At 64.4% G+C, this 24,400-nt stretch carries 19 protein-coding genes and 5 tRNA genes; 8 read left to right on the plus strand and 16 right to left on the minus strand.

Translation table 11 applies throughout. The features are described from left to right. On the plus strand, positions 1-1,657 hold a 1,657-nt coding region (locus tag Q4F91_RS06875), incomplete at its 5' end, for a hypothetical protein (protein ID WP_303336093.1). Positions 1,658-1,765: 108 nt separating this feature from the next. Here the strand turns inward: Q4F91_RS06875 and Q4F91_RS06880 are convergent. The 4 genes from Q4F91_RS06880 to leuS all read right to left on the minus strand — a co-directional run bounded on the left by Q4F91_RS06880 (position 1,766) and on the right by leuS (position 7,516). Then, positions 1,766-3,088, minus strand: a complete 1,323-nt coding sequence (locus tag Q4F91_RS06880; protein ID WP_303336095.1) for a hypothetical protein — start codon at positions 3,086-3,088, stop codon at positions 1,766-1,768. A gap of 90 nt (positions 3,089-3,178) precedes the next feature. Further along, positions 3,179-4,186 carry a DNA polymerase III subunit delta gene (gene holA, locus Q4F91_RS06885; protein ID WP_303336097.1) on the minus strand — a complete coding sequence of 336 codons (1,008 nt, stop codon included), beginning with the start codon at positions 4,184-4,186 and terminating at the stop codon, positions 3,179-3,181. After that, entirely contained in the window at positions 4,183-4,707 is a 525-nt protein-coding gene (gene lptE, locus Q4F91_RS06890; protein ID WP_303336100.1) for an LPS assembly lipoprotein LptE, read from the minus strand. The genes holA and lptE overlap by 4 nt, the downstream gene beginning before the upstream one ends. A 163-nt stretch (positions 4,708-4,870) precedes the next feature. After that, positions 4,871-7,516, minus strand: a complete 2,646-nt coding sequence (leuS, locus tag Q4F91_RS06895; RefSeq protein ID WP_303336102.1) for a leucine--tRNA ligase — start codon at positions 7,514-7,516, stop codon at positions 4,871-4,873. A gap of 369 nt (positions 7,517-7,885) precedes the next feature. Here leuS and Q4F91_RS06900 point away from each other — a divergent pair, with 369 nt between their 5' ends. Both Q4F91_RS06900 and Q4F91_RS06905 read left to right on the plus strand, forming a co-directional pair. Further along, on the plus strand, positions 7,886-10,357 hold the full coding sequence (locus tag Q4F91_RS06900) for an ATP-dependent helicase (RefSeq protein WP_303336104.1): 2,472 nt from the start codon (positions 7,886-7,888) through the stop codon (positions 10,355-10,357). A 57-nt stretch (positions 10,358-10,414) separates the two neighbouring features. Next, a tRNA-Arg gene (locus Q4F91_RS06905) sits at positions 10,415-10,490 on the plus strand. A gap of 237 nt (positions 10,491-10,727) precedes the next feature. On the opposite strand, the gene Q4F91_RS06910 is transcribed toward Q4F91_RS06905, so the two are convergent. The 11 genes from Q4F91_RS06910 to Q4F91_RS06960 form a co-directional block, all read right to left on the minus strand. After that, positions 10,728-10,812, minus strand: a tRNA-Leu gene (locus Q4F91_RS06910). Between the two features lie 120 nt (positions 10,813-10,932). Next, positions 10,933-11,017, minus strand: a tRNA-Leu gene (locus tag Q4F91_RS06915). A 395-nt stretch (positions 11,018-11,412) separates the two neighbouring features. Then, entirely contained in the window at positions 11,413-11,769 is a 357-nt protein-coding gene (gene secG, locus Q4F91_RS06920; RefSeq protein ID WP_303336106.1) for a preprotein translocase subunit SecG, read from the minus strand. 61 nt (positions 11,770-11,830) lie between these two features. Next, positions 11,831-12,580 carry a triose-phosphate isomerase gene (tpiA, locus tag Q4F91_RS06925; RefSeq protein WP_303336108.1) on the minus strand — a complete coding sequence of 250 codons (750 nt, stop codon included), beginning with the start codon at positions 12,578-12,580 and terminating at the stop codon, positions 11,831-11,833. A 221-nt stretch (positions 12,581-12,801) separates the two neighbouring features. Next, positions 12,802-14,922 carry a polyribonucleotide nucleotidyltransferase gene (gene pnp / locus Q4F91_RS06930; protein WP_303336110.1) on the minus strand — a complete coding sequence of 707 codons (2,121 nt, stop codon included), beginning with the start codon at positions 14,920-14,922 and terminating at the stop codon, positions 12,802-12,804. 316 nt (positions 14,923-15,238) lie between these two features. Further along, positions 15,239-15,508 carry a 30S ribosomal protein S15 gene (gene rpsO, locus Q4F91_RS06935; protein ID WP_303336129.1) on the minus strand — a complete coding sequence of 90 codons (270 nt, stop codon included), beginning with the start codon at positions 15,506-15,508 and terminating at the stop codon, positions 15,239-15,241. 230 nt (positions 15,509-15,738) lie between these two features. After that, positions 15,739-16,404 (minus strand): amino acid ABC transporter permease, encoded by a 666-nt coding sequence (locus tag Q4F91_RS06940; protein WP_303336112.1) that lies wholly within the window; start codon positions 16,402-16,404, stop codon positions 15,739-15,741. A 272-nt stretch (positions 16,405-16,676) separates the two neighbouring features. Beyond that, positions 16,677-17,432, minus strand: a complete 756-nt coding sequence (locus Q4F91_RS06945; protein WP_303336114.1) for a basic amino acid ABC transporter substrate-binding protein — start codon at positions 17,430-17,432, stop codon at positions 16,677-16,679. A gap of 283 nt (positions 17,433-17,715) precedes the next feature. Continuing rightward, positions 17,716-18,462: a DNA polymerase III subunit epsilon gene (dnaQ, locus tag Q4F91_RS06950; RefSeq protein ID WP_303336115.1), complete on the minus strand. Its 747-nt coding sequence runs from the start codon at positions 18,460-18,462 to the stop codon at positions 17,716-17,718. Between the two features lie 125 nt (positions 18,463-18,587). Then, positions 18,588-18,662 (minus strand) — tRNA-Gly (locus Q4F91_RS06955). A gap of 45 nt (positions 18,663-18,707) precedes the next feature. Continuing rightward, positions 18,708-18,798 (minus strand) — tRNA-Ser (locus Q4F91_RS06960). 176 nt (positions 18,799-18,974) lie between these two features. Between Q4F91_RS06960 and Q4F91_RS06965 the strand changes: the two genes are divergently transcribed. The 5 genes from Q4F91_RS06965 to Q4F91_RS06985 all read left to right on the plus strand — a co-directional run bounded on the left by Q4F91_RS06965 (position 18,975) and on the right by Q4F91_RS06985 (position 23,817). Then, positions 18,975-19,424 carry a DUF1178 family protein gene (locus Q4F91_RS06965; protein ID WP_303336117.1) on the plus strand — a complete coding sequence of 150 codons (450 nt, stop codon included), beginning with the start codon at positions 18,975-18,977 and terminating at the stop codon, positions 19,422-19,424. 164 nt (positions 19,425-19,588) lie between these two features. Next, positions 19,589-20,101, plus strand: a complete 513-nt coding sequence (locus Q4F91_RS06970; protein ID WP_303336120.1) for a hypothetical protein — start codon at positions 19,589-19,591, stop codon at positions 20,099-20,101. Between the two features lie 371 nt (positions 20,102-20,472). Further along, on the plus strand, positions 20,473-22,302 hold the full coding sequence (locus Q4F91_RS06975) for a carbon starvation protein A (RefSeq protein WP_303336122.1): 1,830 nt from the start codon (positions 20,473-20,475) through the stop codon (positions 22,300-22,302). A 176-nt stretch (positions 22,303-22,478) separates the two neighbouring features. Then, a complete protein-coding gene (locus Q4F91_RS06980) occupies positions 22,479-23,279 on the plus strand; it encodes a thymidylate synthase (RefSeq protein WP_303336124.1) in 801 nt (266 codons plus the stop codon). 52 nt (positions 23,280-23,331) lie between these two features. Beyond that, entirely contained in the window at positions 23,332-23,817 is a 486-nt protein-coding gene (locus Q4F91_RS06985; protein WP_303336126.1) for a dihydrofolate reductase, read from the plus strand. Positions 23,818-24,157: 340 nt separating this feature from the next. On the opposite strand, the gene Q4F91_RS06990 is transcribed toward Q4F91_RS06985, so the two are convergent. After that, positions 24,158-24,400: hypothetical protein (locus tag Q4F91_RS06990; protein ID WP_303336128.1), on the minus strand; the 243-nt coding region annotated here is incomplete at its 5' end.

Below are 24,400 nucleotides of genomic sequence, written 5' to 3' on the forward strand. Positions count from 1 at the left end.
CACGGCCGCCGCCGACGAGGCGAGGCTTGCCGCCGTCGCGGCCCTGATGGACGCCTATCCCGACGCCTCTTCCTCCTCGGGCGGCGCGGCCGGCCTTTCGGCACGCATCGGCCGCGCGGCGGCGAGCGAGGACGAGACGGGCTTCTCGGAAATCACCGCGGGCGAAGTGCTCCACGGCTTCGCGGTGCGCAAGGAGTACCGTCTTGAGGCCGCCCGCCTCTGGCTCGAGCCGGTCGGACTCATCGCGGACGCGCTGCAGCCCGCGCCCGCCGCCGCAGATGCGGAGGAGGGCGCCGCGAAGACCGCGCCGGTCGCAGGCTTCGCCGAGACGCTCTCGGCCGACCGGCGCTGGAAGCGTGTCTATGCCTCGGCCTCCATTTACGCGCGCGAGTTCGTGCGCTGGTGGGGCGCCGCGGGCGACGGCGTGAAGCCGCGCGCGGGCAGCTGGGTCGAGTTCCTCGACTTTGCGAAGACGAGCGAGGCCTGGCGCATCAACGCCGCGCTTCTCTCGGTCTACGATCACGCGGCCGAGGCGCTCGGCATGGTGCCCGCGTCGCTTCTCTCGGGCGTCGCCGACCGCGAGCGCACGGGCTACCTCGAGCGCATCAACAGCCGCAGAAAGGATCTGACGGTGGGCTTCAACGACGCCTGCGCGGCCTTCCTCTCGGCCTGGACCGCACTGCCCGAGGATCCGCTCGAAGCCAACAGGCTCGTCACCCGCATGAAGCCCTCCGACCGAGCGAAGCTCTCGATCAGCTCGGTCGAGACGGCAACCGAGTCGAAGACCGCCCCGTGGTGGCGCGAGTTTGACGCGCTCGGCCTCTCCCTCATGAAGGGCGGCGCGGCCCGCAGGGTCACCGACGAGTTCGCCTCGACGCAGCTCTCGCCCGCGCGCTTCCCGCTCATGAAGGACGCGCCCGCGAACGAGGCCGTGCTCACGCGTGCCGACATCGCGCGCATCTCGACGGCGCTCACCGACTTCGGCATCTCAGCGAAGCCCGCCGACGGCGCCGCGGATCCGGTCGCTGGTGCGCTCGCCTCCATCGCCGCGCTCGCCTCGGGCGCGGGCGGCGGGAACGACGCCATGGCCGCTCCGCTCGACTTCAATGTGTCGGCGAGCTCGCGTCCGGCCCTCACCGAGTGGGCGAAGGATGTGCAGAACATCTCGTCGCTCCTCCTTGAGCGTGACGTGCCGCTCTCCTGGCAGCTGCTGCTGCCGACGGTGGCCGAGCACGAGGCCCTCGTGAAGGCGCTCGCCCCGGGCGAAGCCTCCGCGCTCGGACGCTTCCGCTACCTCGAGGTCTCCAAGCCCGGTGCGAAGACGGGTGCCCGCATCCCGACGGCCAACTCCGCCGCACAGCCGCGCGTGCTCTCGACGGGCCGCGTCTCGGACGCCGGCTTCACCCTGCGCCTGATGCGCTTCTCCGACGAGGAGGGCGCGGAGAGCGACGTGACGGTGACGGGCGGCTGGGCGATGCTGCGCATCTGGCTCATGCCGGGCGCGCGGTACGACAAGGAGGCGGGCGTCGTCTGGGCTCCCTTCCGCGTCGTCGACCGCCTCTGCGCCGAGAGCGTGATCGTGCTCGGCGTCAAGCCGAGCCGAGAGCTCCCGTCGCCCGAGGAGTGGCCTGACTCGGCCCACTGGCCGGCGTTCTGACCCACTCAGGGACTTCCTCTGGAGGCCGGATCTTTCCCCAAGCGGAAGGTCCGGCCTTCCGCTTCTGTGCGCCTGCGGAAAGTCGCCGGCGCTCCGGAGCAGCGTCCGTCAGCCGGCCTCGGAGACGTCGCCTTTCATCAGGCCCGCGACTTCGCGGGCGGCCTCATGGGGGCCGAGCTCCTCGGCCAGGCTTCTCAGCTGTTCCGCCGCCGGCGTGTAGCTTCTTTTGAATGTTTCAGAGCGGATGATGTTCACGAGTGCGCAGACATTGCGGCAGATCGTCCCGTTGAACATATAGCGCGCCGGGCGCGGAAAGCAGAGGACCAGATCAGCCTCGGGTGCCGGTTGCTCCAGCACATGCTTCACCCGAGGGAGAAGTGCCGGGTCGTCAAAGCGAAGTGAACTTGCGAACACCCGGCGCACGATCACCGGGGTTTCCCCGGTCGGCTTCACGGCGGGCGTTAGACGGTGGAGAAAAGAGCCGCTTCGCAGGAATCTCCAGTGACGGAGCCTCCATCCGTCGAGTTTCCCGGGATCAAACGCCCAAAGCCCGGCGACATCCGCAAACTCGCCGGGGCCGTCGCCGAGATGAACATAGTCCGTTTCCCAGGACTCCCCCGAGAGGCACATCTGGTCGTAGATCTCGCGCGTGCCGAGGTGCGGGGAGACCGCGATGATGTATTCGCCGCCGCGATTGAGAATCCGGTCGGTGAGGCGTCCGTCGCTCATAGATTCATTGGCGAAGACCAGGATGCCGCGGAGATTGAGTTCTCCAAGCGCCATGCGCACGGCTTCGTCCTGATAGCGCCGCGCACGGCCGTGGCCGAGCCGCAGGCTGATGCCGAGCGGATGCGGGCTCACCAGGATCTCGCGGAAGCTGAAGGCCTCGTCGGGCTCATCGGCGGGATCCGAGAAGAAGACTTTCAAAGCGGTCTCCATCAGCCGGGCGAGCCCGTCCTGACTCACGAGTGCGAGAAGGTGCTCCAGGAGTTCCTGTGACGGCGGTTCCTCGGGCCACGCACCACCGAGGGCGCCGCGGAGCTCGTCAGAATGGCTCCGCATGAAGTTCGTCGCCTCTTCGGGTACGGAGGACCGCTTGATCGTGGCAAGGAGGAGCGCCACAAGGAGGGCCCAGAGCGGCGTTCCTTTGGTCTTTGTCCCGGTCTTTGGTGCGACGGAGCCAAGGCGCATTCCCTTGAGGTAGCCGCCCGGCAGGCCGACACCATTCTTTTCGGTGGACTTTTTCGGATTGCCCGGCCGAAAATCCGCATGCTCAATGAAGTTTGATGTGAACCGGGAACTGAAGCGCGAGGTGAATGCATCGATTGTTCGGCGGTGATTGCAGACTCTCTCCTCGGTTTCCGGGTCAAACCAGCCGGTGCACTGTGAGCGGACGATGCCGTCCTTTGTCCGGTGCCATTCCTCCCACACGGCGAAGGGAGCGCCCTCGGGGCGGATTTTCTTTGTGCGGGGCATTTCTGTATTCCTTGGGCGGGAAGCCGCCCCGCCCCGTTTCGCGTGTCAGCGCGCGAGGAAGAGACAGACGCTCTTCAGTTCAATCCACGGGTCGCTGTCGCGGTTCTCGACCTCGAGGCCCTTCGTGATGCGGTCGATGTCGGCGCAGACGGAGAGCGCGTTGGCGAGCTTCTTCAGCGTGAGACGGCGGGCGGCGGCCTTGAGCGCGGGCGTGGCGAAGACGCCCTTCACGAAACTCTGGCCCTGCTCCTGGGCGGTGCGCAGCTTCACGAGGTTTCTGAGCTGCGTCGTGAGCACCATCATCAGGATGGGGAACACCTCACCCTGGGCCTCGAGGCCGTCGACGATGCGCGCGGCGCGCTCGGGCTGGCCGGTGAGGATGCTCTCGACCAGAGCCTCGGTGGTGTAGCGCGAGCAGTTGCCGACCGAGGACTCGATCTGGGAGCGGGTGAGCTTGCCCTCCGGGTAGAGGAGTGAGAGCTTCGCCACCTCCTGCTTCGCGGCGAGGAGGTTGCCTTCGACGAGGTCGGCGAAGGTCTCGAGCGCCTCCTCGTCGGCGCTCTGCTTGTTCGCGGCCATGCGGGCGGAGAGCCAGCCGGGGAGGTCCCGGCGCTCGATCGCGTCGCAGTCGATGACGGTCGAGGCCTTCGAGAGCGCCTGCCACCAGGAGGCCTTGACGCCCTGCCAGTCCGGACGGGGCATCGTGAAGAGCGTGACGACGCCCTCAATGGGCTGCTCGACGTACTCCGCGAGCGCCTTGGCGCCGCGCACGCCGGGCTTGCCCGTGGGGATGCGCACCTCGAGGAACTTCAGGTCCTCGAACATGCCGATCGACGCGGCGGAGTCGAGGAGCTGCGACCAGTCCGAGTTCGCGCTCATCTCAAGCACCTGGCGGTCGGCGTAGCCCATCTCGCGGGCGCAGGCGCGCAGCACGTCACCCGATTCGATCATCAGGAGCGGCTCGCTCCCGGTCGCAAGCCAGAAGGGCGCGAGACGGCCCGAGCGCTTCGCGCGCGCGAGCTCCTGGGAAAGCTGTCCGGCAGGAAAGCTCATTCGCCCGGCTTCCTCTCACGCGCGGCCTCGATGCGGCGCACGATCTGAGCGATCAGGTCACCCTCCATGTCCTGGTAGAGGACCTCCTCCTCCTTCTCGCGCGAGAGGAACTCGCTCTCGGTGTAGGAGAGGTCGCGGCGCGCCGAGAGCGTCGTCGACTCGATCCACTCGTAGCCGTCGGGGGCGGTGCAGCGGAAGGCGATGGTGAGCGTGAGCTCGTACTCGCGCGCACGGCCCGCGTCATTGATCGTGAGCACGTCACGGCCGCGTCTGTTGGAGAGGAGCTCAAGGATCGCCTCGGCCTCTTTGGGCGAGCGGACGCACTTGATGTTGGAGCCCGACTCGATCGTGCGCTTCAGGAGTCCCGAGAAGCGGGTGTTCTCGGTCATCTGGAGGTAGATCGTGGAGAAGGGCGCCTCAAAGCTGCCGCGCAGACGGAAGCCGCAGCCGCCGAGGGCAAGTGAGCCGAGGAGCGCGGCGCCCGCTGTGAGCGCCGAGCGGCGCGAGAAACGCTGATGCATGAGCCGGGAGGAAAAGAGTCTGGGTGTCGGAACGGATCCGGAGTCCCGCCTCAGGGGCGGAAAGCGGACGATTCTCGAATTATAAGAAAAGGCGGCGCCCTTCCCCGGGGGAAAGAGCGCCGCCCTCTTCGATGCGTGAGGAGCTCACGCAGCGGGTCACGGATTACTTCGCGACCACGTTGACGAGCTTGTTCTTCACGATGATGACGCGGCGGACCGTGGCCTCGCCCACGAACTTCTTCACGTCCTCGTTGGCGAGGGCGGCCTCGCGGATCTCGTCCTCGGTCGCCTCGGCGGAGACGAGGATGGAGCCGCGCAGCTTGCCGTTCACCTGGCAGACGAGCTTGAGTTCATCGGCCTTGATCGCCTCCTCGGACCACTGCGGCCAGGCGGTGTCGATGATCTCGCCCGCCTCGGGGATGAAGCCGAGCTCCTCCCAGAGGGCCGTCGTGATGTGCGGGGCGATCGGGTAGAGCGTGCGCAGCAGGATGGAGACGCACTCGCGCAGCGCCGCCGTCTCGCCGCTGGCGATGACGGCCTTGGCGGCGTCGAGGGCGTTGAACATCTTCATGCACGCGGAGACCACCGTGTTGTACTGCATGCGGGCGTAGTCGTACTCCGCCTGGCGCAGGCACGAGTGGATCTCGCGGCGCAGGTGACGCGCCTCGTGCGAGAGCTTCGCCGCGGCCTCGGCCGTGAGCGGGCCGGCCGACTGGATGGCCTCGCGGTTCGCGTAGGCCCAGGCCCAGACGCGGCGCAGGAAGCGGAACGTGCCCTCGGCGCCCGAGTTCGACCACGCGGCCGACTGATCGGGGGGACCGGCGAACATCACGAAGCTGCGGGCCGTGTCGGCGCCGAACTTCTTGATGATGTCGCGCGGCTCGACGACGTTGCACTTCGACTTCGACATCTTCTCGATGCCGCCCAACATGACGGGCTCGCCGTCCTCCTTCGAGACGGCGCCCACGGGGCGGCCCTTCTCGTCGAACTGCACCTCGACCTCGTCGGGGTAGTACCAGCGGCGGTGGCCGTCGGGCAGGTCGCGGTAGAAGCACTCGGCCATCAGCATGCCCTGGGTGAAGAGGTTCGTGAACGGCTCGTCGTACTTGACGAGACCGAAGTCACGCATGACCTTCGTCCAGAAGCGGGCGTAGAGCAGATGCAGCACGGCGTGCTCGATGCCGCCGATGTACTGGTCCATCGGCATCCAGTAGTCGGCGCGCTTGTCGACCATGCCGGTGGTGCAGTCGGGCGAGCAGTAGCGCTGGAAGTACCAGGACGAGTCAACGAACGTGTCCATCGTGTCGGTCTCGCGCTCGGCGTCGGCGCCGCACTTCGGGCACTTGACGTTCTTCCACGAGTCGCACTTCGTGAGCGGGTTGCCCGTGCCGTCCGGAACGAGATCCTCGGGGAGAACCACCGGAAGATCCTTCTCGGGAACGGGAACCGGGCCGCAGTGCGGGCAGTTGATCATCGGGATCGGGGTGCCCCAGTAGCGCTGGCGCGAGATGCCCCAGTCACGCAGACGGAACTTGACTTCCTTGTGGCCGAGGCCCTTCTTCTCGAGGGCGGCGGCAATGGCGTCGATGGCCTCGTACATGTTGAGACCGTTGAACTCGCCCGAGTTGATGAGCTTGCTGTCCTCGGTCTTCTCGCCGTACCACTCCTGCCAGGCGTCGGTCGAGTATTCCTGGCCGCGGATCTGCACGACCGGGATGATCTCGAGGCCGAACTTCTTGGCGAACGCGAAGTCGCGCTCGTCGTGCGACGGCACGCCCATGACGGCGCCTTCGCCGTAGCCCATGAGCACGTAGTTGGCGAGCCAGACCTCGACGGGCTTGTCGGTGATCGGGTGACGGACGTAGAAGCCCGTCGGGCAGCCCTTCTTCTCCATCGTGGCCATGTCGGCCTCGCTGACGGAGCCCTGGGCGCACTCGGCGATGAAGGCCTGGAGGTCAGGACGGTCCTTGGCGAGGTACGTCGCGAGCGGGTGCTCGGCGGCGATGGCGACGAAGGTCGCGCCCATCAGCGTGTCGGCGCGGGTCGTGTAGACCGAGAGGCGCTTCTCCTCGCCGGCGAGCGTGTAGGGGAAGGAAAGCGTGACGCCCTCGGAGCGGCCGATCCAGTGCTCCTGCATGCGGCGGACCTGCTCGGGCCAGCCCGGGAGCTTCTGGAGGTCGTCGAGGAGCTCCTGCGCGTACTGCGTGATGCCGAGGTAGTAGCCCGGGATCTCGCGCTTCTCGACGATGGCGCCCGAGCGCCAGCCGCGGCCCTCGATCACCTGCTCGTTGGCGAGCACGGTCTTGTCAACCGGGTCCCAGTTGACGATCTGGGTCTTGCGGTAGGCGATGCCCTTCTCGAGCATCTTGAGGAAGAGCCACTGGTTCCAGCGGTAGTACTCGGGCTTGCAGGTGGCGACTTCGCGCGACCAGTCGAAGGCGAGGCCGAGCGGCTCCATCTGCGACTTCATGTCGGCGATGTTGCTGTACGTCCACTTCGCCGGGGCAACCTTCTTCGAGAGCGCGGCGTTCTCGGCCGGCAGGCCGAAGGCGTCCCAGCCCATCGGGGTCATGACGTTGTAGCCCTTCATGCGGTGGAAGCGGTACATGACGTCGTTGAGGGTGTAGTTGCGCACATGGCCCATGTGGAGCTTGCCGCTCGGGTAGGGGAGCATGGAGCAGACGTAGAACTTGGGCTTCGGCTGGCCGTTGGCATCGAGCGCGTCTTCAACAGCTCGATACACATCACGGGCCTTCCACATCGCCTGAACTTGGGATTCGACCTCCTGCGGGGAGTATGTCTCGCGCATAACGCTCTTTGTCCAGTAAAGGTTGGTTGGGAAAGGAAAAAAAAGCAATTTTGCAGTATAGCCGCTCGGGGACCCCGCGCGGGGCCTTGCAGGCACTCGCTTCGAGGGCATCCGGGGGGCTGCCGCGGGAGTGCGCAACCCGGGGCCGGACGGGTACAGAAAGTGCCTACATGAAAACTTTTCAAAAATCAAATATCTGAAAAAATTAAGAAATTCTACAAGTTCCTTATTTTTGTGGGACACGCATATTTCGCTCTGATCTGTGCTACTGTTCCGTGACCGATGACGAGCGCGACGAAACGCTTCGCCGGGGATGCCCTTCAGGAGGCTCCTCTGAAACAGGCAAAACCAGATAAATCATAAAGATAGATGTCGAACGAACTTTTAGAGAACCTGAACCCGATGCAGATGAAGGCGGTGACCGCGCCTGAGGAGTCCGTCCTCATCCTCGCGGGCGCGGGTTCGGGCAAGACGCGCGTGCTGACGACGCGCGTGGCGTGGCTTGTCGAGGAGCATCTCGCCACCACGTCCGAGATTCTCGCCGTGACCTTCACGAACAAGGCCGCCAAGGAGATGCTCACGCGTCTCGAGGGAATGCTTCCCTACGACCTGCGCCGCATGTGGGTGGGCACGTTCCACGGGCTCTGCAACCGCATCCTGAGGTACCACGCCGCCGAGGCCGGTCTCACGAAGAGCTTCCAGATCCTTGACTCGGCCGACCAGCTCTCGCTTGTGAAGCGCCTCATCAAGAACGCCAACCTCGACCCGGACAAGGTCGACGCGAAGTCGGTCTGCAGCTTCATCAACAACATGAAGGAGCAGGGCCTGCGCTCGAACGTTCTCGGGCGCAACGACGGCACCCCCGAGCAGATCGATCTCTTCCGCGCCTACGACGCCGAGTGCCAGAAGACGGGCGTCGTGGACTTCGCCGAGCTGCTGCTGCGCTGCTACGAGCTCCTCGAGCGCAACGAGCTCATCCGCGTGCACTATCAGAAGCGCTTCCGCCACATCCTCGTCGACGAGTTCCAGGACACCAACGTGCTGCAGTACCGGTGGCTGAAGATCCTCGGCGGCGCCGGTCTCGGGCCCGGCGGCACGAGCCTCAACTCCGTCTTCGCGGTGGGCGACGACGACCAGTCGATCTATTCCTTCCGCGGCGCGAACGTCGGCAACATGAGGGACTTCCTCGATGACTTCAAGGTGAAGGAGCCGATCCGCCTCGAGCAGAACTACCGCTCCACGAAGACGATCCTCGACGCCGCGAACGCGCTCATCTCGGTGAACTCCGCGCGCCTCGGCAAAAACCTCTGGACTTCGGGCTCGAAGGGCGAGCGCATCGTCGTGCAGGAGCTCCCGAGCGACCGCGACGAGGCGCGCTGGGTCGCCGAGCAGATGATGATCGAGCACGAGCGCGGCGCCGCCTGGCGTGACTTCGCGATCCTCTACCGCACGAACGCGCAGTCGCGCTCAATGGAGGCCGAGCTCGCCTCGCGCGGCATTGACTACCGGATCTACGGGGGACTGCGCTTCTTCGAGCGCGCCGAGGTGAAGAACGTCCTCGCCTATCTGAGGGTGGTCACGAACCCGTGGGACGACACGAGCCTGCTGCGCATCATCAACACGCCGACGCGCGGCATCGGCGCCGTGTCGGTCGCGCAGATCCAGGAGTACGCCTCCCAGCGGGGCGTGAGCCTCTGGCAGGCGATCACGGACCCCGCCTGCAGGACCTCCCCGAGGATCAAGGCTTTTTCCAGTCTGATCGTCAGCACGCGCGTCGGCATCAACAATGAGAGGCTGCCGCTCCTCGAGGCCATCCAGCGCGTGATCGACGCCTCGGGTCTCGAGGCCATGTACGCCAGGGAGGCGGACGGCGAGGACCGCATCGCCAACATGCGTGAAATCCTCTCGGCCGCCCGCGGGTGGCTCGAGAACGAGGGCGTCGATCCGATGCACCCGACCTACGAAGCCCTGAGCGAGGCCGACGACGCGGCCAACCCGATGACGGGCTTCCTCGCGCAGGCCACCCTCGAGGCGGGCGACCGCAACGAGGCCGCCGGCGCCGACGCTGTGCAGATGATGACCGTGCACTCCGCCAAGGGCCTCGAGTTCCCCTGGGTGTGGATCATCGGCGCCGAGGACGGCATCTTCCCGCATTTCTCCCACATCAATGCCGCGCGCAACGATGGCAATGTGTTCGGGCTCGAGGAGGAGCGCCGTCTCATGTACGTCGCCATCACGCGCGCGAAGAAGCATCTCGCCATCACGCACTGCCGCGAGCACATGCTCTGGGGCAACACCTTCCGCAACCCCGTCTCGAGGTTCGTCGAGGAGGTCCCGGAGGAGCTCCTTGACCGCCGCAAGCTCAAGGGCGGCTACGACGACGATGATGACGAGGATGACGACTGGAGTGACCGCCGGAGCCGGGGCCCGTCGCGCGGTTACGGCGAACGCTCGGGAGGGGCGGACTGGTCGTCGCGCAGGACGGACTACGGCTCGCGCCGCAGCCAGGGCGGCGGGAGCGGCGGCTACGGCGGCCAAGGCGGCTCAAGCGGCTCGGGCGGTTTCGGAGGAGGCAGGGAGAAGGGCGGCTTCGGGCGCGAGTCCGGGGAGCGCCGCAGCACCATCCCGAAGTGGACGGGCGGCACCGCCGGCAGGAAGACGGCCGGGCATGACGGCGAACTCTACGTCGGCAGGCGCGTCAATCACATCAAGTTCGGCGAGGGCGAGATCGTCTCCATGGAGGGCGATCCCAAGTGGCCGAGGCTCAGGATCAAGTTCCTCGACTGGGGCACCAAGACGCTCGACTACAGCGTCTGCAAGGCGCTGATGCGCCTGCTCTGAAGTTTTTTGCTAGAATCCCGCTCTCACCACTTCGGTGGGGAAAGCTTCCAAGAGGGCGGGACCATAGTTCAACTGGATAGAACTGGCCCCTCCTAAGGGTCGGATCTGGGTTCGAGTCCCGGTGGTCCCACCACGCTTCTCTGGAGGCAAGCCGCAATGAACGCTCTGGTCGAAAGGCCCGGGCGTTTTTTGTTGTCCGCCCGCGGTACGGACTGAATGAGGCTGCGCGGGTAAAAGACAAAAAGAAAAGGCCGATTCCGTTTGGAATCGGCCTTCTCAGACATTCTTGGCAGGGGTAGTAGGATTCGAACCTACGAATGGCGGATTCAGAATCCGCTGCCTTAACCGGACTTGGCGATACCCCAGCAAATGGTGCGGTCGATGAGATTTGAACTCATATGGATCTCTCCGCTACCCCCTCAAAGTAGTGCGTCTACCAATTTCGCCACGACCGCGTGTATTCGTCCAAATTGTCAACAATCTCAAAGGCGCTGGCAGGGGTAGTAGGATTCGAACCTACGAATGGCGGATTCAGAATCCGCTGCCTTAACCGGACTTGGCGATACCCCAGCAAATGGTGCGGTCGATGAGATTTGAACTCATATGGATCTCTCCGCTACCCCCTCAAAGTAGTGCGTCTACCAATTTCGCCACGACCGCGGCCTTTTCAGATTGTTCTGCTCTGATCTTTTCTAGCGGAGCTTGAGGAGCTCGATCAGTGCAGGAGTGGAATTCTACATAGAAAATCGAAAAAGGGAAGTGCTGAAGAGAAATTAGGCATCCCGCGTTTATGGTATGACCGTATGAGGAGCTTCGGCCGCCCGATCCGGTTCCCATGAGAATCAAAGCGATGGCATGCCTGCGGGGACGTCGGGCGGGAGGAAATTTTTTCGTCGCCCGGCGCGCCGGCCCCGGGCCGGCGGGTGAGGCGGGATCCTGTCGGGCCGCGTCGGAACGACGGCGTGCGCGCATCACGCCCGGCCGCAGGCAAAGAAAAGGGGCGCCCCTGCGGGACGCCCCTCTGATAAAGCGGCGGATCAGATCCGCCCGGGTGATCAGTTCGGAATCTGGTTCACCGGGGAGGTCGTGCCGGCGCCGGCGGCGCCGGACGTCTCGGCAGGCTGCTCCACCGTCGACAGAACGCCGCCCTCGGGCTGCGCGGCACGCTTGTTGAAGGCGCCGGAGGCGAGGGTGAGCGCGATGGTCGAGCAGAAGAAGACCGTGGCGGCGATGGCCGTCGAGCGCGAGAGGAAGTTGGCGCTGCCGGTAGCGCCGAAGACGGAGCCCGAAGCGCCGCTGCCGAAGGCAGCGCCGAGATCGGCGCCCTTGCCGTGCTGCATCAGCACGAGGACGATGACGACCACGGCCGAGATGATCTGCAGAACAAGCGCGATGCTAAGCAGGAAATGCATGGTTGAATGAACCTTTATGGGGTAGGGGAGAAAACGGTTGGGAGGAGTCCTTCGGGCGGGGTCAGTGCTCGCAGAGCGCCTCGCCGATGCGGTAGAAGCTCGAGGCGTTGAGTGAGGCGCCGCCGACAAGCGCGCCGTCGATGTCGGGCTGCCTGAAGAGCCCGGCGGCGTTGTCCGGAGTGACGCTTCCGCCGTAGAGAATCGGAACGAGACGGCCCTCGGCGGCGTTGGCCTGGACGAGACGCTGGCGGATGCAGGCATGCACCGCCTGAGCGGTCTCGGGATCGGCCGAGCGGCCGGTGCCGATGGCCCAGACGGGCTCATAGGCGACGGCACCGAGGTCGGAGGGACGGATCACGGAGAGCACGGCATTCAGCTGACGCAGAATCACAGCGGGCGTGTCGCCGCGCTCGCGCTCCTCGAGGGTCTCGCCCACGCAGACGATCGGCTTGAGGCCGTTGCGCACGAGCGCCACGGCCTTCATCGCCACGCGGTTGTCCGTCTCGCCGTAGAGGCGGCGGCGCTCCGAGTGACCGACGATCGCGCAGCTGAGACCAAACTCGGCGAGCATCGCCGCGGACACTTCACCCGTGAAGGCGCCCGAGACATTCTCGTTGACGTCCTCGGCACCGACCTCGATCGAGCTGCCGCGGCAGGCCTCGACAAGCTCGGGGAGGTGGATGAAGGGAGCGCAGACGACGGTGCGGCAGGCGAGCTTGACCGGCTGGGCGAGGAAATTCTTCACCCACTGACGGTTGGCTTCCCTGCTGCCGTTCATCTTCCAGTTGGCAATGACGATACGATCTCGCATGAGTCTCTTAACAAGAAGCTGTTGTCTCTCTTGAATGACGTGCGGACTCAAGCCCGCACGATCCGAGCAATTCTATGATTCTAGCGGCTTTCCGTGAAAGAGGACCGCGAAAAAACCGGTCCGGGGGCATCCTCTTTTCCGGGATGCGCCGCAGACCGGTCTCTCACCGGGGTCCGTCACGGCCGGCCCCTGGGGATCCGGCCGTCAGGACCCTCGGGCGATCAGCGGCCGCCTTCCTCGCGAAGGAGCGCCTTCATCGAGAGGCGGACGCGGCCCTTCTCATCGGCCTCGATCACCTTGACGCGGACCTTCTGACCTTCCTTGAGGTAGTCGGTGACGGCGTTGACGCGCTCGTTGGCGATCTGGGAGATGTGGAGCAGACCGTCCTTGCCCGGGAGGAGCTGGACGATGGCGCCGAAGTCGAGGATGCGGGTGACCGTGCCCTCGTAGATCTGACCGGCCTCAACCTCGGCCGTGATCTCCTCGATGCGCTTGCGCGCGGCGGCGACGCGGCTCATGTCGGGCGACGAGATCGTCACCGTGCCGTCGTCCTCGACGTTGATCGTGGTGCCCGTCTCCTCGGTGAGGCCGCGGATGACGGAGCCGCCCTTGCCGATCACGTCACGGATCTTCTCGGGGTTGATCTTGAAGGAGACCATGCGCGGGGCGAAGTCGGAGAGCTCCTTGGCGCCGCCGCCGGCCATCTCGTGCATCTTGCCGAGGATGTGCTGACGGCCCTCATGGGCCTGCGCGAGCGCGGCCTGCATGATCTCGACCGTGATGCCCTCGATCTTGATGTCCATCTGGAGGGCCGTGACGCCGTTCTCGGTGCCGGCCACCTTGAAGTCCATGTCGCCGAGGTGGTCCTCGTCGCCGAGGATGTCGGTGAGGACGGCGAAGCGGTTGCCTTCCTTGATCAGGCCCATGGCGACGCCCGCGACGTAGTCCTTGAGCGGAACGCCGGCGTCAAGCATCGAGAGGCAGCCGCCGCAGACGGAGGCCATCGAGGACGAGCCGTTCGACTCGCAGATCTCGGAGACGACGCGGATGGTGTACTGGAAGTCGTCGTGCGACGGGAGGACGGCCTTCAGGGCGCGCTTGGCAAGACGGCCGTGGCCGATCTCGCGGCGCTTCGGGCTGCCGACGCGACCCGTCTCGCCCGTGGCGAACGGGGGCATGTTGTAGTGCAGGAGGAACCGGTCATGGCTCTCCTCGCAGAGGCCGTCGATGATCTGCTCATCCTGCTTCGTGCCGAGGGTCGTCGTGACGAGCGCCTGGGTCTCGCCGCGGGTGAAGAGGGCGGAGCCGTGGGTGCGCGGGAGGACGGACTGGCGGATCTCGATCGGGCGGACGGTGCGGGTGTCGCGTCCGTCGATGCGGGGCTCGCCCGCGAGGATCTGGCTGCGGACAAGCTTCGCCTCGAGCTCGAAGAGGATGCCGTTCACTTCGTTGGCATCCGGGGCCTCGGTGCCGGCGGCCTCGGCGTCAGCGGCGAGCGTCTCGGCGACGAGCGCATAGACCTCGCGGAGCTTCTCGGTGCGGGCCTGCTTGGAGCGGATCGCGTAGGCGGCGTGGAGACCTTCGTTGGAGATCTCGGTGATGCGGGCGACGAGCGCCTCGTTCTTCGGGGCGGGCTGCCAGTCCCAGGCGGGCTTGCCGGCCTGGGCGACGAGCTCGTTGATCGCGTCGATGGCAACCTGCATCTCGCGGTGGCCGAACATGACGGCCTCGAGCATGGTCTTCTCGGGGAGGATGTCGGCCTCGGACTCAACCATCAGGACGGCGCGCTCGGTGCCGGCGACGACGAGGTCGAGGCGGCTCTTCTTGAGCTCTTCGGTGGTCGGGTTGCAGACGAACTCGTCGTTGATGTAGCCGACGCGGCAGGCGCCGATCGGGCCGCGGAACGGGATGCCGGAGATCGCGAGCGCGGCGGAGGCGCCGATCATCGCGGGAATGTCCGGATCAACCTGGGGATCGGCCGAGAGGACGTGGATGATGACCTGGACCTCATTGAAGAAGCCGTCCGGGAAGAGCGGGCGGATCGGGCGGTCGATGAGGCGGCTCGTGAGCGTCTCCTTCTCGGAGGGACGGCCCTCGCGCTTGAAGAAGCCGCCCGGGATGCGGCCGGCGGCGTAGGTCTTCTCGATGTAGTCGACGGTGAGCGGGAAGAAGTCCTGGCCGGGCTTCGCTTCCTTCTTGCAGACGACCGTGGCGAGAACCACGGTGTCATCCATGCGGCAGACAACGGCGCCGGTGGCCTGGCGGGCGATCTCGCCCGTCTCGAGCGTCACGTCATGATTGCCGAAGCGGAAGGACTGGGTAGCCTTGTTGAACATCGTCATGAGGATAGTTCCTGAAAAAGACGTTGATTGAATGTCCTTTCGCTGACCCTGTCTCTTTTGAACCGCTCCGCGCCGTTTGTTCGGCTTCGCCGATTTGCTCTCCAACGGTCGGAGAGGAAGGTCGGCACGCTGCGGTCTGAAGGCTCTTCGGAGGGGAAGAGGAAAGCGCTCAGATCGCAACGCGCTTTTGGGATGTCCGGGGACCGGACTGCGGAGTTGGGGCAGAGGTGGTTGTCAACGAACGGACGGCATTGCAGATAAGAGCACGGCCTGTCGATATAACCGGCAGGCCGTGATCTGGCAATTCGTTTCTAGCTTACTTGCGCAGGCTGAGGGCTTCGATCAGCTTGCGGTAGGCGTTGAGGTCGGTGCGCTTGAGGTAGTCAAGGAGCTTGCGGCGGCGCGAAACCATGCGGAGAAGGCCGCGGCGGCTGTGGTGATCCTTGGCGTGGACCTTGAAGTGCTCCGTGAGGTGATTGATGCGGGCCGTGAGGAGGGCCACCTGGACCTCGGGAGAGCCAGTGTCGCCTTCGGCGCGCTGGAACTTGGCAACGATCTCAGACTTGGTCAGTTCAGACATGGATATTCCTGTCAAAGAGATGATTTAACTTGCGGACACGAGCGTTGTGACTCGAGCCGTGAAAGCGCGCATTTTAGCCGCACGTCCTCGGGCGTGCAAGTCAAACGGAAACCTTTTTTTGAGGGGCTGCAGCGGCGCGCTTCCCGTCGGGGTGCTGCAAAAAGGAGCAGGGGCCGGAATCATGTCCGGCCGCACTGCTCCTTCTCTGGTGAAGACGGTGATTTTCTGCTGTTTTATCAGCGCTCGTCGGTCTTCTTGAAGCGCTTCTCGAGCCAGGAGATGAAGCGCGAGATGGTGAGCGTCATCACGAGGTAGAGGATGGCGACGCACGACCAGATCTCAAGCGTGCCGTAGGTCTCGGCGATGATGAGCTGGCCCGAGCGGGTGAGTTCCTCGAAGCCGATCACGGAGACGAGGGACGAGTCCTTCAGCATGGCGATGAACTCGTTGCCGAGCGGCGGAATGATGCGCTTGAAGGCCTGGGGCAGCACGATGTAGCGCATCGTCTGGCCGTAGGTCATGCCGAGCGAGAGGCCGGCGCGGACCTGGCCGTTCGAGATCGACTGGATGCCGCCGCGGAAGATCTCGGCGATGTAGGCGCCGGAGTTGAGCGAGCAGGCGGCGACCGCGGCGATGTACGGGTCGATGCGGTGGCCGACGATGTTCGGCAGCGCGAAGTAGATGATGAAGATCTGAATCAGGAGCGGGGTGCCGCGGATGAAGTCCACGTACACCTTGGCCGGGAGGCTGAGGAGCTTCGAGTGCGAGAGCTGCATCAGCGAGAGGACGAGGCCGATGAGCAGACCGAGGCCGACCGAGAGGGCAGTGATTTCAAGCGTCAGACCGGCGCCGCGCAGCAGCAGCGGGAATGCCTTGAATATCAGGGAAAGATCAAATTCCATGACTTTGTTTTTGTTGGAGAAGGTCAAAGAGTGCGCGGACCGGAGTCTGCCGCGTCTGCCTTTGGGTCCGCGGCCGCCTCGGGGGTGAGAGTCCTCGCGGGCGGCCCGCCCGGTGCCGGAGTTCCGGAGCTCCGGCTTTCCTTTCCCTCAGATCCGTCCGTGGCGGCGGATCTCAGGAATCGGCGCATTTTAATTAAAGCATCCGGCATCACGGAACGCGTTGCCGTGATGCCGTCAGAAGTGCCTATTCGGATGTGATTCTTGTCAAGGAATCAGTCCTGGAACCACTTGTCGTAGATCTTCTGCACTTCGCCCGAGGCCTTGAGGTCGGCGTAGGCCTTGTTGAGCTTGTCGAGGAGCTCCTTGTTGCCCTTCTTGACGGCGAAGCCGAACTCCTCGGCGTCGGCGACGTAGGGCGGGATCGTCAGGACCTGGGCGGCCTTGGCCTGGTTGCGCAGGTAGTAGCCGAGGACCGGGCGGTCAAGGAGGACGGCGTCCGAGCCCTTGATCATCAGATCCATGAAGGCCTCGCTCGTCGTGTTGAAGCTCTTCACCTGGGCGCCGGCGATGTCCTTGGCCTTCTCGGCGCCGGTCGTGCCGATCTGCACGGCGATGACGCGGTTCTTGAGGTCGTCGAAGGTCTTGTACTTGCCCGCGTCCTTCTTCGCGATCAGCATCGAGACGCCCGAGGTGTAGTAGGGAGCGGTGAAGTCGACGCGCTTGGCGCGCTCCGGCGTGATCGAGAGGCCGGCGGCGATCACGTCGATCGTGCCCGTCATGACGGCCGGCACGAGGGCGTCGAAGCCCATGTTGAGGATCTGCACGTCATAGCCCGCCTTGTCGACGACGGCGCGGATGAGATCCATGTCGAAGCCGGTGAACTCCTTCGTCTCCGTGTCGAGGAATTCGAAGGGCGCGAACGTGGGCTCGGTGCCCACGCGGATGAGGTCACGGGCGGCGGCCGTGCCGGCAGTGATGCCGCAGGCGGCGATGGCGCAGGCGCAGACGATGAGTTTCTTGAGCTGCATGAGAGGAATGCTCCGCTTGATGAAAGGAGGCGGCGCGCCCGCGAATAGACCCGGTCACTGCGGGCCCGAGGGAGACGGACGGACGCCTCATGAGGAATGAGGTAATCCCAAGATCATAGCGACCCGGAACGACAACTCCCCCGACTTTGGACCGGGGAATTGTCGAAACCCCTCTGCGAAGTCGTTTTCCCTGATTTTCTTATGATAATTCATCGACTTTTGGTGAAAATTCACGCCAAATTGTCGACAAATTGAGGCGGCGCTCCGGCGGCGGCCCGGATGCTCACTCGGCGGCAGCGGGGGCTTCCGCGGCTGCGTCCGCGGCATAGAGCTTGTTCCAGGCGCAGGTGCTCTTGCTCTTCTTGTCGGCGATGCCGAGGATGCGGTGATGTTCGGCGAGCTCCTCCTCGGTGGCGCGCACGATCACCATGCGCGAAGAGTCCGGCATCGCGGGGATGTCATTGACGTCGACATGGTCGTACTCGAGCTTGTCCTCGCCGCGGGTGAGGGCGATGTAGACCTCGCCCAAGAGCTCCGCGTCGAGGAGCGCGCCGTGGAGCTTGCGGTTCGAGTTGTCGATCTCGTAGTAATTGCAGAGCTTGTCAAGGCTCACCGAGCGGCCCGGCAGGAGCTTCTTGGCAAGTTTCACCGTGTCGATCACCTCGGTGACGTAGTCCTCGATTTTCCCGAGGCCGCAGCGGCCGAGCTCCATGTTGAGGAACCCGGTGTCGAACGCGGCGTTGTGGATGACGAGGGTCGAGCCGCGCACGAAGTCGAGGAACTCGTCCGCGATCTGCGCGAACTTCGGCTTGTCGGCGAGGAACTCCGTCGTGATGCCGTGGATCGCGACCGCGTCCTCGGGCACCTCGCGCTCGGGGTTGACGAAGATCTGGAGCTGGTTGTCGCTCGAGCTCTTCATCATGCGGCCCTCGATCGCAACGCAGCCGATCTCGATGATGCGGTCGCCCTGGTCGCAGTGAAGGCCGGTGGTTTCCGTGTCGAGCGTGATGATGCGGGTCGTCTGTGCCATGGCGCGCCTGAAGTTCTTCTGAGCGGGGCGGGGGAAGCCGTGTCCGAGGGCGGGCCAGATGCGGGAGGCGGAAAAGCAAAAAGCCCGGCGAAGTCATTCTGCCGGGCTGCTGTGTCTTGCTCTTCTGGAGCGGGCGAAGGGAGTCGAACCCTCGTCATCAGCTTGGGAAGCTGAGGTAATGGCCGTTATACGACGCCCGCTTCCTCATTCTCGCCGGAGAAAGCGCTCCGACGATCAGATTGTTCTGGCGGAAGGAGAGGGATTCGAACCCTCGATACGGAATCTCCGTATGCCGCCTTTCCAGGGCGGTACAATCAACCACTCTGCCATCCTTCCTAGATGCACTCAGACAGGAATCCGTCCCGTGGTGAATGGGCTCAAGGATTCCGGGGGCAGTGCCCCTGAACTGAGGAGGCGCACTATAGCACAGTCCGAGGAGAATGTCACGGACTTTTTTCGTCCGACTCATTTTTTCCTTCCGGAAGGACGTTTCAGAAACACATGTAACCCAGATGACGCTCAAGATCTTCGACTTCCGCTGCCCGAACGGCCACGTCTTCGAGGCCTGGCTCAGGTCCGACGAGCCGGACGCCGCCCCCGCGGCCTGCCCGGTCTGCGGCGCGGGTGACGTGTGCCGGCTGCCGGCCGCGCCCAGCGTGAAGCCGGTCGAGGGCACGACCCGCACCGAGGTTGCGGCGGACGTGAAGCGCCGCGAGGCCGAGGAGGCGAGAAGGGTCGTCGAGGCCGCGCGCGAGCGCGTGATGAGCGTCATGCGCGAGGCGGCTCGGAAGGCCGAGGACGTGGGCAAGGAATTCCCCGAGGCCGTCCGCGACATGGAGAAGGGCAGGCGCGAGAAAAAGCTCGTGCGCGGCATCTGCTCGCCCCTCGAGGCCGCGGAGCTGCGCAGCGAGGGCATCGACGTGATGCCGCTCCCCGACGAGGCCCTCGAGCCCCTCAACTGAATCTCTATATAAAGCGCGCACCTCCGGGCGGACGCATGTTCGCCGTCGCCCGGCCTGTCTGCAGGTCTGATGGCGTCCGCTTAAGACTCCGGTCTTAGAATCGCGTTCCGCGGCGTCCAGCCGACGCCGGAAGATTGCGCATTACCCAGAGGAATCCACCGACCATGCAGCAGTTTCCCAACGCCCCTGAAGTGGCCCCGAGCGGCCCCGTTGACCTCACCGACCAGAGCACCGTCTTTCTCGTCCTCGAGGAGCTCGGCATCGCCCACATGCAGAACGACTGGCTCGCGGCCAACGCGCCCGGGAGCGACGACGCCGCCGCGGCGGCCGAGCAGGAGAAGGAATTTTTCGAAGACCTCTGCGACATGTTGCTTGGGAAATCCGCCCCGGAGAGGGTGGTTCAAAATGATTGGGCCGGAGAAAGGCTTGTGGCCCACCTGTGTAAGGGTATTCCCCAAGTCTTACAGAGGGATGCGATTGACCCCGAAACGGCGGATCCGCGTCAGATCGTCGTCTGTGTGTTGCGCGAATACGAGAAAACCCTAACGCAGCTTACGACCGCACTTGAAAAGCGTAAGGCTGCCGGCGAAGAGCCGTCCGCGGCCGAGTACATCAACTTCATGGTCGCCTGGTCCGGTTTTCTCAGCGGCAAGGCCCCGACGCTCTCTCTTCCCTAGAGCCGCAGGCGATTCGGGGATTTCTTCTCCCACCATGGGGTTACGGGGTCGCGTGGGGTTCTATTGGTGAAAACCATAAGAAGTAAGGGATTTACGGTAAGGAGAACACCTTAGCTGAATTGATAAATATCAATTCAAGGTATACGCTTAACAAAGGCGACACTTTAGGGTTTTCACCTGTCTCGTTACACTTGCTCATACGTTCGAAACGAAATGTAGTCAAGCAACTTGACTGCGTTGGCTGAGTCTCGGGGCTGAAAGTTTTTTTCACTCCGGAAGGAGGCCGGCGAAGGTGCTCTCGGACTTCTCCGACTCTCCTCACTTTTCGCTTCCGACGTGATACCCATGCAACAACCCAAAGGAAGATTCTCATGGAAACGCTGAACGGGGTGAATGCACTCACCGTTGTGTTCGCCGCTCTGTGCATCTTCGCTATCGCATACCGCTTCTACGGTCTGTGGGTAGCTCAGAAGGTGCTCAACATCAACGCCGCACGCGAAACCCCCGCCGTGCGCTTTGATGACGGCAAGGACTACGTCCCCACGAACAAATACGTTCTCTTCGGCCACCACTTCGCCGCCATTGCCGCGGCCGGCCCGCTCCTCGGCCCGGTTCTCGCCGCGCAGTTCGGCTATCTGCCCGGCCTGCTCTGGATCCTGATCGGCTGCGTGCTCGCCGGCGGCGTGCATGACATGGTCGTGCTGTTCTGCTCGGTCCGTCACCGCGGCAACTCGCTCGCCTACATCGCCAGCCAGGAAATCGACACGACCACCGGCCGCGTCGCCGCCTGGGCCGTGCTCGCCATTCTGATCCTCACGCTCGCCGGTCTCTCGATCGCCGTCGTGAACGCGATGCACAACTCGCTCTGGTCGACCTACACCGTCGCCTCGACGATCCCCATCGCCATCCTGATGGGTCTCTACATGCAGGTCTGGCGCAAGGGTGACGTTCTCGGCGCCACGATCATGGGCGTCGTGCTCCTCTTCCTCTGCATCCTTTCGGGTCCGTGGGTTGCCGCTCATCCCGAGTACTTCGGCTTCCTCGACATCGACAAGCCCGAGATGAGCCTCCTCATCCCGATCTACGGCTTCTTCGCCTCGGTTCTCCCGGTGTGGCTCCTGCTCCTGCCGCGTGACTACCTCTCGACCTTCCTGAAGATCGGCACGATCGGCGCTCTCGCCATCGGCATCGCCTTCGTCATGCCGAACTTCAACATGCCCCCGGTCACCGAGTTCATCCACGGCGGTGGCCCGATCATCGGCGGCCCGGTTGTTCCGTTCCTCTTCATCACGATCGCCTGCGGCGCCCTCTCCGGCTTCCATGCCACGATCGGCACCGGCACGACCCCGAAGATGATCAGCAACGAGCGTGACGTTCTGTTCGTCGGCTACGGCGCGATGCTCATGGAAGGCTTCGTTGCCGTCATGGCCCTCGTCGCCGCCTGCGTGCTCGTTCCGGCTGACTACTTCGCCATCAACGCCCCGGCTGACAAGTTCGCCAAGCTCGGCATGTCCGTCGTCGAACTCCCGCAGCTCGAGGCTGAGGTCCAGGAAAGCCTGATGGCCCGTCCTGGCGGCTCCGTGTCGCTCGCCGTCGGCATGGCCCACATCTTCTCGAAGATCCCGTTCATGGAACACCTGATGGCGTACTGGTATCACTTCGCCATCATGTTCGAGGCCGTGTTCATCCTTACCGCGGTTGACGCCGGCACCCGTGTGGGCCGCTTCTTCCTGCAGGAAATGATGGGCAAGGTCTGGCCGAAGTTCGCCGACAAGGAATGGTGGCCCGGCATCGTCATCACGTCCGCCATCTTCACCGGCACGTGGGGCTACCTCGTCTGGTCGGGCGACATCGGTTCGATCTGGCCGCTGTTCGGTATCTGCAACCAGCTGCTTGCCTCCGTGACGCTGCTGATCGGCACGACCGTCATCATCCGCTTCAACCATGTCAAGTACGCCTGGGTCACGGGCGCTCCCGGCATCCTCATGACGATCATCACGTTCTGGGCCGGCCTCTGGCTGATCTTCAACCAGTACCTCCCGAACGGTCAGAACCTGCTCGCCTTCCTGTCGGCGCTGATCATGGTCCTGATGCTCTTCGTCATCATCGGCGTTCTCCGCCGCTGGATCGCCCTCCTGAACATCCATACCACTGTCAAGGACAAGTTCGGCATGGAAGTCAAGACGATCGTCGAGGAATAATCCTCACAGCGATCCCTGCCTGACCTGAGGTCAGGTGACAGCACCGCCCCGGTTCCCTTCGCTTGAAGGAGCCGGGGCGATTCTTTTGGGTGTTTCGGAGGGCGAAGGGGCCTCCGTATAATTCAGGACTTCCGGCTATCCCACTCACACACCCATTCTTTCGGAGGCAGCGCGCCATGGCGAGCAATCAGTACGAGACGCTTCTCGCTGAGATCTTTGAAAAGGGCGCGCACCGCGGCGACAGGACGGGAACGGGCACGCGCTCGCTCTTCGGCTGCCAGATGCGCTTCCCGCTCTCGGAGGGCTTCCCCCTCGTGACGACGAAGAAGCTCCATCTGCGCTCGATCATCCACGAGCTGCTCTGGTTCCTCTCGGGCAGCACGAACATCAAGTATCTGCACGACAACAAGGTGACGATCTGGGACGAGTGGGCCGACGAGAACGGCGACCTCGGTCCCGTCTACGGGCACCAGTGGCGCGCCTGGCCGGCGAAGGACGGCGGCGCGATCGACCAGATCACGGACGTGCTGCGCCGCATCCGCGAGGCCCCTGAGTCGCGCCGCCTCGTGGTAACGGCCTGGAACCCCGCGGAGCTCCCCGAGATGGCGCTCCCGCCCTGCCACTGCCTCTTCCAGTTCTACGTGGCCGACGGGCGCCTCTCCTGCCAGCTCTACCAGCGCTCCTGCGACATGTTCCTCGGCGTCCCCTTCAACATCGCGAGCTATGCGCTCCTCACGCACATGGTCGCGCAGCAGTGCGACCTCGAGCCCGGCGACTTCGTCTGGACGGGCGGCGACTGCCACATCTACGACAACCACGTCGAGCAGGTGAAGCTGCAGCTCTCGCGGGAGCCCCGCCCCTATCCGAAGCTCGTGATCGCCCGCCGTCCGGCCTCTCTCTTCGAGTACCGCTACGAGGACTTCTCGTTCGAGGGCTACGATCCCTGGCCTGCCATCAAGGCGCCCGTCGCGGTCTGAGGCACTTCGCAGGGCACCGTCTTTCCATCTTCCAGAATCAGCGAGCATTCCCATGATCGAACTCATCGCCGCCGCGGCGAGGAACGGCGTCATCGGCGCCGGCAACCGTCTTCTCTGGCGCATCCCCGAGGATTTCGCGCACTTCAAGCGCACGACGATGGGCGCCCCCGTCGTCATGGGCAGGAAGACCTGGGAGTCGATCGGCCGCCCGCTCCCGGGCCGGCGCAACATTGTCATCTCCCGCCGCGGCATCGCCGTGCCGCCGAAGGTCACCGTCGTGAAGTCGCTCGCCGAGGCGATCGCGCTCCTCGAGGGCGCGCCCCGCATCATGGTGATCGGCGGCGGCGAGATCTACCGCCAGGCGCTGCCGCTCGCGGGCCGCATCTGGCTCACGCGCATTGACGCCGACTACGAGGGCGACACGTGGTTCCCGACGATCCCGCGCGGCCGCTTCCGCCCGACGCTCGTGAAAACGCTCGCCACGACGCCCGGCCGCCCGATGCACGTCTTCTTCGAGCGCTGGGACAGCCGCAGCTGAACTCTTTTTGATGCCTGGCCGCCGGACCGCCTGAGGGGCGGTCATGCGCGCCCGGCATGATCCGGGACGCGGCACGGCGCCCGGAAACCCGGTTTTCCACAGCCGGGGTGTTTTTCCCGGTTCGCGCGGATGAGGCGGCCGAAAGTGCCTGACACCTTCAAAACCCTTCTGCCACAAGGAGATTCGGCCCGAATAGCCCTGTGGAAAACGAAGGTTGTCCACAGCCCCGGAGAGCCGCTTATCCACAAAACCTGTGCATAACCTGAGCGCATCAGGGGCCGGCGCGGACTCTTCTTAAAGGAATCAGAGAGTTACGTCATTGCCTAAAATTTAGGCAGTCTTAAGGATTGACAGGGGAGGGGATGATCTGAAAGGGGGTGATCAGGCATTTGCCCCTCAGATCATTGATAAACCGCTGTTTTTTGTCAATCCTGATCCTGGCGGTGGCGGTGCGGCACCCTGAAAAAAGACAACAAAAAAGCAGCTTTTCCTCCCGGAACGCTGCTTCATGCTCGAGACCTAGTGAAATGGTGCGCCAGGCAGGATTCGAACCCACGACCCTCTGGTTCGTAGCCAGATACTC

This window comes from Sutterella sp. (assembly GCF_030539355.1).
GTDB lineage: Bacteria > Pseudomonadota > Gammaproteobacteria > Burkholderiales > Burkholderiaceae_F > Sutterella.

Bases quoted from the DNA above. Each gene is read 5' to 3' on its own strand.
- holA (WP_303336097.1), bottom strand. From the start codon at position 4,186: ATGAGCTTTCCTGCCGGACAGCTTTCCCAGGAGCTCGCGCGCGCGAAG.
- lptE (WP_303336100.1), bottom strand. From the start codon at position 4,707: ATGCATCAGCGTTTCTCGCGCCGCTCGGCGCTCACAGCGGGCGCCGCG.
- leuS (WP_303336102.1), bottom strand. From the start codon at position 7,516: ATGCGCGAGACATACTCCCCGCAGGAGGTCGAATCCCAAGTTCAGGCG.
- Q4F91_RS06900 (WP_303336104.1), top strand. From the start codon at position 7,886: ATGTCGAACGAACTTTTAGAGAACCTGAACCCGATGCAGATGAAGGCG.
- secG (WP_303336106.1), bottom strand. From the start codon at position 11,769: ATGCATTTCCTGCTTAGCATCGCGCTTGTTCTGCAGATCATCTCGGCC.
- tpiA (WP_303336108.1), bottom strand. From the start codon at position 12,580: ATGCGAGATCGTATCGTCATTGCCAACTGGAAGATGAACGGCAGCAGG.
- pnp (WP_303336110.1), bottom strand. From the start codon at position 14,922: ATGACGATGTTCAACAAGGCTACCCAGTCCTTCCGCTTCGGCAATCAT.
- Q4F91_RS06940 (WP_303336112.1), bottom strand. From the start codon at position 16,404: ATGGAATTTGATCTTTCCCTGATATTCAAGGCATTCCCGCTGCTGCTG.
- Q4F91_RS06945 (WP_303336114.1), bottom strand. From the start codon at position 17,432: ATGCAGCTCAAGAAACTCATCGTCTGCGCCTGCGCCATCGCCGCCTGC.
- dnaQ (WP_303336115.1), bottom strand. From the start codon at position 18,462: ATGGCACAGACGACCCGCATCATCACGCTCGACACGGAAACCACCGGC.
- Q4F91_RS06965 (WP_303336117.1), top strand. From the start codon at position 18,975: ATGACGCTCAAGATCTTCGACTTCCGCTGCCCGAACGGCCACGTCTTC.
- Q4F91_RS06970 (WP_303336120.1), top strand. From the start codon at position 19,589: ATGCAGCAGTTTCCCAACGCCCCTGAAGTGGCCCCGAGCGGCCCCGTT.
- Q4F91_RS06975 (WP_303336122.1), top strand. From the start codon at position 20,473: ATGGAAACGCTGAACGGGGTGAATGCACTCACCGTTGTGTTCGCCGCT.
- Q4F91_RS06980 (WP_303336124.1), top strand. From the start codon at position 22,479: ATGGCGAGCAATCAGTACGAGACGCTTCTCGCTGAGATCTTTGAAAAG.
- Q4F91_RS06985 (WP_303336126.1), top strand. From the start codon at position 23,332: ATGATCGAACTCATCGCCGCCGCGGCGAGGAACGGCGTCATCGGCGCC.